Raw genomic sequence first — 13,160 nt, forward strand, 5'->3', positions numbered from 1 at the left:
AAAACTTGGCGTCACTTCGCTCCTGAATCTCCAAACTTTTGAGCTTATATTCTTACTATTGGATTAATCTAATTCAGAATAGAATTATTTTTGTCATTCCTGCGAAGGCAGGAATCCATTTTTGATAGATTTTTAATTCTTGGTATACTTCTTTTTCCCATTGCCGTAAAAAGAACCAAACCTGCCTACCTGGCGGATGGCAGGCAGGAAGGTCTAGTCCTTAAAGCTTCTGCAGTCAATTTCGTGTTATGTTCATTTTTTTGCTTGTCCAAAAAAATTGAACCAAAAAAAGGACCCCAATAGTAGGAATTTCACCTGCGGTGAACCAAGCTCAAAACTTGGCGTCGCTTCGCTCCTGAATCTCCAAGCTTTTGAGCTTATATTCTTACTATTGGATTAATCTAATTCAGAATAGAATTATTTTTGTCATTCCTGCGAAGGCAGGAATCCATTTTTGATAGATTTTTAATTCTTGGTATCCTTCTTTTTCCCATTGCCGTAAAAAGAACCAAACCTGCCTAGCTGGCGGATGGCAGGCAGGAAGGTCTAGTCCTTAAAGCTTCTGCAGTCAATTTCGTGTTATGTTCATTTTTTTGCTTGTCCAAAAAAATTGAACCAAAAAAAGGACCCCAATAGTAGGAATTTCACCTGCGGTGAACCAAGCTCAAAACTTGGCGTCGCTTCGCTCCTGAATCTCCAAGCTTTTGAGCTTATATTCTTACTATTGGATTGATCCAATTCATAATAGAATTATATTTGTCATTCCTGCGCTCACCCTGACAAACGAATCGAGCACGAGAACACGTCGAGAACGTATGTCGTAACGAGAATTTAAAAATTTATGCTATACCAAAGCATTCAATACATTCGATACCTGTTCAATTCCACCAATCAACATGGTGTACATTCCCCATTCGTGTTCAATCTGGTGACACAATGTTTTTACGACACCACCGATCATAAGGCCTACCGCCAATTAAAACAGTACCGACAGGAACTTTTAAATGATAAGCGCAGGATTCATGTCACCGATTTGGGTGCGGGCTCACAGGTCATGAAACGGCAAGAACGTAAGATTTCCAGAATAGCTGGTAGTGCAGGGACCACATCGTCCCGTGCAAAACTGCTATTCCGGCTAGCTCAGTATTTCAATTGCCAGACTGTTTTAGAGTTGGGTACCTCTCTGGGTATGGCGACATATGCCCTGTCCTTAGGCAGTCCTAAAGCGCGTATCACCACCATAGAGGGCTGTCCGAATCTTGCTGCTCATGCCCAACATCAACTTCAAACCCACGTCGCAACGCAAATTGAAAGCATTACCGGAGAATTCTGTGATGTGCTTCAAGAATTGAAATCAAATAGCTATGACCTTGTATTTTTTGACGGCAACCATCAAAAGGAGGCCACTTTAGCCTATTTTGACACACTCCTTGACACGGCCCATAACAACTCCCTTTTTATTTTTGATGATATTTATTGGTCCAAAGGGATGACTGAGGCATGGGAAATCATTAAACAGCATCCCAGGGTTACGGTAACTATCGATACATTTTTTTGGGGTATGGTGTTTTTTCGAAAGGAACAGGCTAAAGAGCATTTTAGAATTCGGGTGTAGGATTTTGGATTTTTTGCAAACTCCCCTTTCTCCCGCTATTAAGCGGGATTCATTCCCCTCTTGAGTTCAAGAGGGGAGCAAGTTTGTTAATTAAGTCTTGTTCCTCCCTTAAGCTTAAGGGAGGTGGACCCCGAGCACTCGGGGGACGGAGGTTCTGAAAAAATAAATCAAACTAATTTTAAAGTCAAACTCACCATCACGCCTTATGCCAACCCGCCATCTCGCCCCTGCGCTAAATACATCCACCGGATGTATTTTTAACGCTTGGACGTGTTCATTTTTTTGCTTGTCCAAAAAAATCGAACCTAAAAAAAGGACCCCAATAGTAGGAATTTCACCTGCGGTGAACCAAGCTCAAAACTTGGCGTCGCTTCACTCCTGGATCTCCAAGCTTTTGAGCTTATATTCTTACTATTGGATAAGAGCATACAGATTTAAATTCTCTTGTCATTCCTGCCTTTCGACTATGGCTCAAGATGAACTACGGCAGGAATCCATTAATTCGCAAAAGAACAAGAAAGTAGACCACGGGAAAATTTTTAATTCGGGACTTTTAACTTTTAACGCAGAACCGTTAACTTTGATGCTATGAAAGTATATACAAAAACAGGCGATTCCGGTACCACGGCATTATTCGGGGGTACTCGCGTACCTAAACATCACATTCGAATTGACAGTTACGGTACCGTTGATGAATTGAATTCCTTTTTGGGCCTGATCCGCGATCAGGACATACAGCAGGAATACAAGGACACCATAATAAAAATACAATCCGACCTCTTTACCATAGGCGCCATACTGGCTACCGATCCTGAAAAGGCCACTCTGAAAAGTGGTAAGGAACGTCTGAATATTGAGAAAATTTCTGCCGACGACATTACCTTACTCGAACAGGAGATGGATAAAATGGAGGCTTCCTTAAGCCCAATGACCCATTTTGTGCTTCCTGGGGGGCATCAAACCGTGTCATTCTGTCATATAGCGCGCTGTGTGTGCAGACGTGCCGAGCGTTTGGCCACGGCCCTCAATGAATTGGAACCCTTCGAACCCAATGCGCTCAAATACCTTAACCGCCTATCTGACTATCTTTTTGTGTTGGCACGAAAGTTGACACATGACCTACAGGCAGATGAAATCAAATGGATTCCCTCAAAAAAATGATTTTTTGAGGAATTGTTTCGAGAACATCAAAAAAATGATTTTTTGAGGAAATGTTCAAAATACCTCAAAAAAGTGATTTTTTGAGGAATTGTTTCAAGAACATCGAAAAAGTGATTTTCTGGGGAAATGCAGGAATTTCACTAGAATAAGAGGATCTCAATTTCATCTGTGTAACATTAATGTTAACGCTCTTTAAAGTCATGATGAATTAATTCACTTTTTTCTTGTAGGTTTAAACTAAAAATTTATTTTTGCAAAAAATTATAACGCATACAAAATGTATTGGACTTTAGAATTAGCATCCTATTTAAGCGATGCGCCGTGGCCAGCAACAAAAGACGAATTAATAGACTACGCTATTAGAACCGGAGCCCCTTTAGAAGTTGTTGAAAACTTGCAGTCAATTGAAGATGAAGGCGACTCATACGATTCCATTGAAGAAATTTGGTCTGATTATCCAACGGATGAGGATTATCTGTGGAACGAAGATGAATATTAATCAAATAAGTATAAAGAATAGTTAAAAAGTCTCATATCGAGACTTTTTTTTATTCTAAAATTTAATAAACTAATTACATAATGTATCTTTGAATACTTTTCTGAAGTATAAAAAATACTGCTGTAAGCTATATGATACCGAAGCAGAAGGCGTAATCCAAAATAATATATCAATTCGGGCTCATATAAAATGATAAAATACACAAACCAATGAGTTTTTTAAATTCCGTAATAAAGGTTTTTGTTGGAGACAAATCCAAACAGGATGTGAAGGCTTTAATGCCCCTTGTTGAAAAGATAAAGACATTTGAATCGGCTCTTGAAGCCCTCTCACATGATGAGCTAAGAGCCAAGACGGTCGAATTTAAGGCCATCATTGCTGAAGCCAACAAAGCGATCAATGAACAAATCAAGGCGCTTCTTGAAGAGGCCGAAAATACAGAGGATATTGACCGACGTGAAGATATTTACCAGGATATCGACAATCTGAAGGATGAGGCCTATAAAATAACCGAAGACGTCCTGAACGACATCCTCCCCGAGGCCTTCGCCGTTGTAAAGGAAACGGCCAAACGCTTTGTAAATAATGAAACGATAACTGTGAAGGCCAATGAATTTGACCGCAGTTTATCCGGTGAAAAAGAGTATGTAACCCTTGATGGCGACCAGGTGGTCTGGTCGAACTCCTGGGATGCCGCGGGTAAACCCATAACATGGGATATGGTGCATTACGATGTACAGCTTATAGGCGGTATTGCCTTGCACCAGGGTAAGATTGCAGAGATGCAAACCGGTGAAGGTAAGACCCTGGTTGCTACCTTACCCGTGTACCTCAATGCACTTGCCGGACAAGGAGTGCATCTCGTGACCGTTAACGACTACCTGGCAAAACGTGACAGCGCCTGGATGGCGCCTATCTTTGAATTCCATGGCCTGAGTGTCGATTGTATCGACTATCATCAGCCCAATTCTGCAGCACGAAAAAAAGCCTATAATGCCGACATCACCTATGGTACCAACAACGAATTTGGTTTTGATTACCTGCGTGATAACATGGCGCATTCCCCTGAAGATCTGGTACAACGACCACACCACTACGCCATTGTTGATGAGGTGGATTCGGTGTTGATCGATGATGCCCGTACACCTTTGATCATCTCGGGTCCCATACCCAAGGGCGATCGACATGAGTTTAACGAACTAAAGCCCAAAGTGGACGATATTGTGGCTGTGCAGCGCAAATACCTCACCGGGGTATTGGCCGAGGCGAAAAAATTGATCAAAGAAGGCGATACCAAAGAGGGAGGCTTCCAGTTGTTGCGTGTTTACCGTGGAATGCCCAAGAACAAGGCACTGATAAAGTTTCTCTCGGAAGAAGGGATAAAACAACTGCTCCAGAAGACCGAAAACTTCTACATGCAGGACAACAACCGGGAAATGCCAAAGGTTGATGCCGAACTATACTATGTGATAGACGAAAAGAACAATCAGATAGAACTGTCCGATAAAGGGGTGGAATACCTGTCGGGAAAGGACGATCCCAACTTTTTCGTAATGCCCGAAATAGGTCTTGAAATCGCTCAGATTGAAAATCAGGGTTTGTCCCCTGAAGAGGAAGCGAAATTGAAGGAAGAGCTCTTTAAGGATTTCAGCGTAAAATCGGAACGTATCCATACCCTGAACCAACTTCTAAAGGCTTATGCCCTGTTTGAAAGGGATACACAATATGTGGTCATTGAGAATAAGGTGATGATCGTTGATGAGCAGACAGGCCGCATCATGGAAGGGCGTCGTTACAGCGACGGACTGCATCAAGCCATTGAGGCCAAGGAAAATGTAAAGATCGAGGATGCCACACAGACCTTTGCTACCGTAACCCTACAGAATTACTTCAGAATGTACCGTAAGCTGTCGGGTATGACGGGTACGGCGGTTACCGAGGCCGGCGAGTTCTGGGAAATATACAAATTGGATGTGGTCGAAATCCCCACCAACCGCCCAATAGCCCGTGACGACAAGGACGATTTGGTGTATAAGACCAAACGTGAAAAGTATAACGCGGTGATTGATGAGGTCACCAAACTGTCTCATGCGGGTAGACCGGTGCTGATAGGTACGACCTCTGTTGAGATATCCGAGCTATTGGCTAAAATGCTGAGCATACGCAAAATACCGCATAATGTCTTGAATGCAAAACTCCACAAGAAGGAGGCCGATATCGTGGCAGAAGCCGGTCGGTCGGGACAGGTGACCATAGCCACCAACATGGCTGGTCGTGGTACCGATATCAAACTGACCGAAGAGGTGAAAACGGCAGGAGGTCTGGCCATAGTGGGAACCGAGCGTCATGATTCGCGTCGTGTCGACCGTCAGTTACGTGGTCGTTCCGGTAGGCAGGGAGATCCCGGAAGTTCGCAGTTCTATGTGTCCCTGGAGGATAACCTGATGCGTTTGTTTGGTAGTGAACGTATTGCCAAGATGATGGACCGCATGGGATTGAAGGAAGGGGAAGTGATTCAGCATTCCATGATCTCCAAATCGATTGAACGCGCACAGAAGAAAGTAGAGGAAAACAACTTCGGTGTTCGTAAGCGTCTGCTGGAATATGATGATGTGATGAACGCTCAGCGGGAGGTGGTTTACAAACGTCGCCGTCATGCCTTGCACGGGGAGCGTTTGCGTGTGGATTTGGCCAACATGATTTTTGATACTTCAGAAGGCATAGCGGAGACCAATAAAGGCGCGAACGATTATAAGAACTTTGAGTTCGAGCTGATCCGATATTTTTCCATGAGTACGCCAATATCCGAAGAGGAGTTTGGAAAGCTTACCCCGCAAGAGATTACCTCAAAAATATATAAGGGCGCCTTCGAGCATTACCGTGAAAAAATGGAACGCAATGCCGATATCGCCTTCCCGGTCATTAAAAATGTGTATGAAAACCAGGGGGATAAATTCAAACGCATCGTGGTGCCCTTCACCGACGGCGTAAAAACCCTGAACGTGGTTACTGATCTGGAAAAAGCTTATGAAACCAATGGTAAGCAGCTGATTACAGATTTCGAGAAGAACATCACCTTAGCCATTATCGATGATGCCTGGAAAACCCATTTGCGTAAAATGGATGAGTTAAAGCAGTCGGTACAGTTGGCAGTGCACGAGCAAAAAGACCCGCTTCTAATTTACAAGTTTGAAGCCTTTGAGCTCTTCAAAAGCATGATCGACCAGGTGAATAAGGACGTGATCTCCTTCCTCTTCAAAGGGGAGTTGCCACAGGAGACGCAGGAAACCATACGGGAGGCACGTGCCAGAAAGCGAGAGAAGTTGAGTACCCAGAAAGACGAAATTCCTAATTTGGATGAGCGTTCCGCCCAGGCCAGAGCCGCAGGCAATACCCAGCGCAGACAGGAAGTGGTGGAAACCATAGTGCGTGATCGCCCTAAAATTGGGCGTAATGACCGCGTAACGATCAAGCATGTGATCAACGGGGAGAACAAGACCTTAAAATACAAACAGGCCGAACCCCTAATTGCCAAAGGCGACTGGGTGTTGGTTGATGAATAATGATATAACTTAGAAGTCTTACATCCGTGACATTAATAAATGTTACTTCTTCCTCTTTTGAGTTGAAAAAGTCCATAATAGCTGGCAGGCGAGTGTCAATCAATTGCAAAAGGCGTAAAAATCCATATTGTTTGACGACCATCGGGAGGAGTTCATGGATTTTAGCCTTTAAAATTAGAATTGACCGCCGAAGCTATAAGGACTAGACTTTTTTGGTTCTTTTTTGGGCAATGCAAAAAAGAACAATACTAAGAATTAAAAATCAATCTGTAATGGATTGCTGCCTACCGCCCAGTCGGTAGTCAAAGCTCCCAATAATTAATTCAACTGTTCTACATCCGATCCGGAACCTGAATCCCTAACAATCCAAAGGCGTTTTTAATGGTTTGAGCCACCTTCCTGGAAAGCTGTACCCTAAAAATCCTGTCCGTTTCATGATCGGCTCCCAAAATTGACACATTCTGATAAAAGGAATTGAACTCCTTAACCAGATTGTAGGTGTAATTGGCAATAAGCGCCGGGCTGTGCTGCTCGGCCGCCTGTTGTATGATATCCGGAAATACCTCTAATTGTTTGATGAGTTCCCGTTCCTTGTCATGCAAAGTGCGCTGCGATGGACTTAATTGGACCTCGGTGTCAAAATCAGCTTTTCGAATGATCGACTGTATCCTTGCGTAGGTATATTGTATAAAGGGTCCGGTGTTCCCCTGAAAATCAATCGATTCCTTCGGATCGAACAGAATGCGCTTTTTGGGATCCACCTTCAGAATAAAATACTTCAGGGCTCCAAGACCAATCGTCCTGTATAAGGTTTCTTTTTCTGTTGCCGTATAGCCATCCAGTTTGCCTAATTCCTCCGAAATCTCAGCTGCTGTTTCAGCCATTTCTGCAATCAAATCATCGGCATCCACAACGGTACCTTCCCTGCTTTTCATTTTCCCGCTTGGCAAATCCACCATGCCATAACTCAGATGATACAGATTGTCGGCCCAGTCGAAGCCTAATTTCTTAAGGATTAAAAACAGTACCTTAAAATGATAATCCTGCTCGTTACCCACGGTGTAAACCATACCACCCACATCGGGGTAATCCTTGATGCGCTGTATGGCCGTACCGATATCCTGGGTCATATATACCGCGGTACCATCGGCCCGCTGGACTATTTTCTTGTCCAATCCGTCATCGCTGAGATCGCACCATACCGATCCATCCTCAGCCTTTTCAAACACCCCTGTCTTTAAACCTTCTGCAACGAATTCCCTTCCCAATAAATAGGTATCACTTTCATAATACAAGGTATCGAAATCCACACCGAGGTTTTTATAGGTCTCGTTGAATCCGTCATACACCCAGCTGTTCATGGTCTTCCATAAGGACACGACGGCCTCATCGCCGGCCTCCCATTTCCTCAGCATCTCCTGGGCTTCCAATAATATGGGCGCCTGCTTCTTTGCCTCTTCTTCCGTGAGCCCCTTTTGTATAAGAGATTGGATCTCTGCCTTGTATTCCTGGTCGAATTTCACATAGTAGTTCCCCACCAGTTTGTCGCCTTTGAGACCCGTACTTTGCGGGGTTTCTCCGTTTCCATAGCGCTTCCAGGCCAACATACTTTTACAGATATGGATGCCTCTGTCATTTATGATCTGGGTTTTATAGACTTTTTTACCGGCCGCTTTTAAGATCTCGGCAACACCATAGCCCAGAAGGATATTCCTGATATGCCCCAAATGCAGTGGCTTATTGGTGTTTGGTGAAGAATATTCAACCATAATGGCATTGCCATCCGGCTTCGGAGGCACAAACCCATAATCGTCCTGATCGTAAATCGAGTTAAAAAATTGCAGGTAATAGGCATCGCTTATTTCCAGGTTCAAGAATCCCTTCACCACGTTAAACGCTTTGACGTCCTCAGTATGATCCACCAGATAACGACCAATGGTCTCTCCAATTTGCACCGGGTTTCCCTTAACGAAGCGCAACATAGGGAAAACAACTACGGTGATATCGCCCACAAATTCCTTTCTTGTGGCCTGAATTTCGACGGCTTCCAGTTGTACTCCAAAAGCCTCCTTGACGGCCTGTTTTACCCGGGTTGTTATCGTATCCTGAAGATTCATGTTAGCTGTATTGATAAGTGTGCAAAGATAGCACTTATTACAACATAATTCATATGAAGTTGATGTGTTCTTGCGAAGGGTGAATTTTAATAAAAGGCACTTTCATCAACGACCAAGGTGGTCAATTCGACCACATGACCATCCGGGTCTTTCGTGTAGATGGAATGAAAATAGTGATGGTCCTGGATATGGTAATCGAGCTCTAACTGTGCGTAATGCTGTTTCGCCTTTTCAAAACCGGCATTGCTCACATTAAAAGCAAAATGGTCGATCTTTACATGCCTGGATTGGCCATCCAGTACGGGATCGTCTAATTTGGCCGGAAACAAAGCGATTCCCGACTTACCGGACATCAGAAAAATTGGAACCGCACCCCACTCCGGAAGCTGGTATTTTTTAAGGCCCAAGACCTTCTGGTACCAGGCTACGGATCGGTCCATGTCCGTCACACGCAGGGCGACATGGTCAAGAAATTCTATATCGAATCCGGTGTTCATAGTCTTGCTCATTGTATCAGGCCCTCAAATTTAATCATAGCATTCCCGTTGTATGTATGACAGCCTCATAAAACACATTACTTTCGTTTACCGGCAACCAAACCCAAAACAATGGCAATCAATCCAAATGCTATGGTCGTGTAGGCGTCCGTATTATCCTGGGTCTCTACACTTAAATCACCTATACTTACTAAAGGTTCCGGTGCAATCAAGGTATAAATCCCGTAAATTAAGAGTCCAAATCCCACTACCATGAGACTCGTTTTCACAGTTTTATTCATAACAGCAATTCAAATAAGTTAACCCCTGAATATAAGAATTATTAGCATATGATGGACTCCTTTTCACGGAATAGCCCTAAAATTCCAAAAAATTGAAATCTTAAGGCATGCATTTCATCGATTAACATGTCGTTATTCCATAATATATGCCGTTTATCTATTCGTCGATTATAATCCTAAATTTTGGTGTCCATTTCAACTAATATATTGGCATTAAAACCTAAATATTAGCTTTTGATAGGTGATTTTGCAAATTTTGTTAAGCTATTAATTATCCATTACACTAAAATCGTATTTTATAATACTAACAATTAGATACATTTAAATTTAGAAAACTATAGAGAACTCTTATATCCCTCAATGAAGGTCTCCTTAAAATAGCTATTTATTAAATGCTTTAGTTTAATGTAGATATTGTATGAGGAAATTAATTACGTTAGGTGCTTTTTTAACTATGTTCGTAGGGTTTTCCCAAACTCAGGATATAGATAGTCTTACCTTGCAGTTAGCTTACCAAAAACAGGATACATTAAAAGCCAACACCTCCCTTGAACTCATTAAAATACTCTATAAAAACGGCGATTACAATCGCGCCCTGCGTTATATCGTCAGGAGTGAAACACTTGCTTCCGATTTAAACTATACCAAAGGCCTTGCGGATATCCTCTATTACAAATCCCTCATCTATGCCAAAAAGAACGACTATATCAATGCGGTAAACAGCTACACGAGGTGCAGAACCCTGTATGAACAACTTAAGGATTCCCTTGGTGTTGCCAAAGTGAACAACGGTATGGGTCTCATTGAAATACAACGCGGCAATTATGCCAGGGGATTGCGCTATGCCTTATCCGCCATTTCCATATTGGAGGACAAAGGACTGGATAAAGAATTGAGTCTTGCCTACAGTAATCTGGCGGATGCCTATTACAAGATCAGGGCCTTCGATACTGCACTGACCTATTATTTGAAGGCCTTGCCCTTGCAGCAGGCTTTAAATGACACGTCGGGCGTAAATACCTCGTACAGCAAACTGGCCGAACTGTATTCGATGAAAAAAGAACACAGAAAGGCCATCGACTATTATCAAAATCTGTTGCAGAGCAACCCTGATAACGATTCCATTCAAGGGATCATTGCTGCAAAACTGGGTGGTGAATATCTGCAGTTCAACGACTACACCAATGCCTCGAAATATTTATTACAGGGACTGACCATTAACAGGCGAAACGATCATAAATCCGGGTTGATGGCCACCCTGATCAATTTGGGTACCCTGAATCTGAAACAGGGGCGACTCATACTGGCCGAGCGGCAACTGGCGGAGGCCGGTGTTATTGCAAGGAGCCTCGACGACAATATGGGACTTCTTCGGTACTATGACCGGATGAAGCAGCTGGACTCTACCAGAAGGCGTTTCGACAGAGCCTTTGTGTGGCAGCGCGAATATTACAGTTTAAAAGCGGATCTTGAGGAACCTGATGGCGGTTTTCTTAAAGATAGCATTGTCCTTGATCTTGACGGCGGCCTATTAGAACCCGGCATGGATAGCGCTGCTGAAGATGCGACTGGAACCGATACTGAACAGACCCCAACCGGAATTGATGACCCTATACCGTTTCGGTTGCTTTTTTATATTATGCTGGCCATTCTCATCATCGCCATTGCCTTTATCATGATGAACAATGCCAAACGGATGAATAACATGAAGCTCGTGCAGGATTTGGAAGAAAAAAATCTAAAGGCCCAATTACAGCACGAGGCCGATCTCGAACACATTGCTCAGCTGGAGAACCGAAACAATGTGAAGGATAAATTATTTTCGATCATTTCGCATGACTTGAAGGATTCCCTGTCATCCATTAATGGCTTTATTGACCTGCTGAAAGATGATGCCCTTACCAAAGAGGAATATGACAACCTCATCCCTGAATTGAGTGAAAATGCCAACAACGCCTCCCTGCTTTTATTTAATCTTTTAAACTGGTCGAAATCCCAGATGCAGTCCCTCGAACCCAAACCGAGTTTGTTTGATATTCAGGAGGTATTTGAGGATAAGATCAATTTGATAGAGCAGCGCATGGCACAAAAGGGCATTACCCTGATAGACCATTCGCTGCGTGATTTTGCCTACGCGGACCGAAGCATGATAGAAATTGTAATTCAGAACCTCTTGGCCAATGCCCTGAAATTCTGCAATAAAGGCGATACGATTACGGTATCCAACCATATCAGCAATGGCCATTGTATACTTAGCATTGCCGATACCGGTGTGGGTATTTCAAAAGAGAATCTTGGAAAACTGTTTAAAGGCGGTTCCTTCACCACGGCCGGAACCAGCAATGAAAAAGGCACCGGATTGGGATTATCGATATGTAAAGAGCTGGTAGAACTCAATAACGGTAAAATCTGGGTGGAAAGCACCTTAAACGTCGGCAGTACGTTTTATGTTCAGCTTCCCAAGTCGAAGGCGATCTAAACTCCAGCTTTGGGCAAAAATACTTCGGCGATCATGCAACGGGCACTTCCTCCGCCGCAGGTTTCAATTGTATCCAAAGAACTGGACATTATTTTTGTGTGCTTCTGCAGTTTTTGAATCTGCGACTTGGTCAGGGCATTATAAGCGGATTGACTCATCACCAGATATCGTGTATCACTAGTCCCCTTTACCTGTAACATATTACCTGCAAAATGAGCCACCTGTTCCTCGGATATGTCGATAATCTCCTTGCCGTCTGCTTTTAAATGTTTGATCACATTCTGACGTTCTTTCTTGTCGTCGATACTTTTTAGGCAAATCACAGCGAAGGTCTCTCCAATGCACATCATGACATTGGTATGGTAAATGGGCAAGCGCTCGCCATCAACGGATTGGTAGGCCGTGAAAATAACCGGTAGATATTCGAAATCCTCACAGAATTCAATGAGCAGATCCTCGTCTGCACGAGCCGATAAGGCACAATAGGCCTTTCGATGCACCCGATCCAGAACCACACTGCCGGTACCCTCAAGGAAAAGATCGTCCTCCTCGGCACTGGTATAATCGATAATATTACGGATAAGAAAGCCGTTTTCCTCTAAAATGGGAAAGATGTCCTCACGTCGTTCATTCCTCCTGTTTTCAGCAAACATGGGGTAGATACCCACATCGCCATTTTTATGAAACGACACCCAGTTATTGGGGAAAATGGAATCCGGCGTATCGAAGTCCTTATTGTCACTCACCACAATGACATGTACCCCAATCTGTCTCAGCTGGTCGACATAGGCATCAAATTCCTGCTGCGCCCTGCTATTGATGGTTTCCGGTAAGAGGTCCTCGGGTTGCTCCTGATAGAAGTTATTGATAGCCGTTTGCTCATTCATCCTGTAATTTACCGGACGAATCATTAAAACGGTGTTGGTAGTTTGTTCCATGGTGAGAATT

General features: G+C 43.4%; 9 protein-coding genes. 5 read left to right on the forward strand and 4 right to left on the reverse strand.

Annotated elements, in window-relative coordinates:
* Positions 1-841 precede the first annotated feature (841 nt).
* The 4 genes from MR041_RS00550 to secA all read left to right on the forward strand — a co-directional run bounded on the left by MR041_RS00550 (position 842) and on the right by secA (position 6,838).
* Positions 842-1,615 (forward strand): O-methyltransferase, encoded by a 774-nt coding sequence (locus tag MR041_RS00550; protein ID WP_242091636.1) that lies wholly within the window; start codon positions 842-844, stop codon positions 1,613-1,615.
* Between the two features lie 588 nt (positions 1,616-2,203).
* Entirely contained in the window at positions 2,204-2,776 is a 573-nt protein-coding gene (locus MR041_RS00555; RefSeq protein WP_242091637.1) for a cob(I)yrinic acid a,c-diamide adenosyltransferase, read from the forward strand.
* Between the two features lie 277 nt (positions 2,777-3,053).
* Positions 3,054-3,275, forward strand: coding sequence for a DUF2795 domain-containing protein (locus MR041_RS00560; protein ID WP_019387375.1), 222 nt, complete (start codon positions 3,054-3,056; stop codon positions 3,273-3,275).
* Between the two features lie 209 nt (positions 3,276-3,484).
* Entirely contained in the window at positions 3,485-6,838 is a 3,354-nt protein-coding gene (gene secA / locus MR041_RS00565; RefSeq protein ID WP_242091638.1) for a preprotein translocase subunit SecA, read from the forward strand.
* 332 nt (positions 6,839-7,170) lie between these two features.
* Here secA and argS read toward each other — a convergent pair whose 3' ends face one another.
* From argS to MR041_RS00580, 3 genes are all read right to left on the reverse strand, one after another.
* On the reverse strand, positions 7,171-8,955 hold the full coding sequence (argS, locus tag MR041_RS00570; protein ID WP_242091639.1) for an arginine--tRNA ligase: 1,785 nt from the start codon (positions 8,953-8,955) through the stop codon (positions 7,171-7,173).
* Positions 8,956-9,041: 86 nt separating this feature from the next.
* Entirely contained in the window at positions 9,042-9,452 is a 411-nt protein-coding gene (locus MR041_RS00575; protein WP_242091640.1) for a VOC family protein, read from the reverse strand.
* Positions 9,453-9,529: 77 nt separating this feature from the next.
* The gene (locus MR041_RS00580; RefSeq protein WP_242091641.1) at positions 9,530-9,733 is read right to left on the reverse strand and encodes a hypothetical protein; all 204 of its coding nucleotides are present in this window, start codon (positions 9,731-9,733) and stop codon (positions 9,530-9,532) included.
* 418 nt (positions 9,734-10,151) lie between these two features.
* Between MR041_RS00580 and MR041_RS00585 the strand changes: the two genes are divergently transcribed.
* On the forward strand, positions 10,152-12,212 hold the full coding sequence (locus MR041_RS00585) for a tetratricopeptide repeat-containing sensor histidine kinase (RefSeq protein WP_242091642.1): 2,061 nt from the start codon (positions 10,152-10,154) through the stop codon (positions 12,210-12,212).
* On the opposite strand, the gene ctlX is transcribed toward MR041_RS00585, so the two are convergent.
* Positions 12,209-13,150, reverse strand: a complete 942-nt coding sequence (gene ctlX / locus MR041_RS00590) for a citrulline utilization hydrolase CtlX (protein WP_242091643.1) — start codon at positions 13,148-13,150, stop codon at positions 12,209-12,211. The genes MR041_RS00585 and ctlX overlap by 4 nt on opposite strands.
* Positions 13,151-13,160 lie beyond the last annotated feature (10 nt).

The organism is Aestuariivivens sediminicola (assembly GCF_022662015.1).
Taxonomy (GTDB): Bacteria; Bacteroidota; Bacteroidia; order Flavobacteriales; family Flavobacteriaceae; genus Aestuariivivens; species Aestuariivivens sediminicola.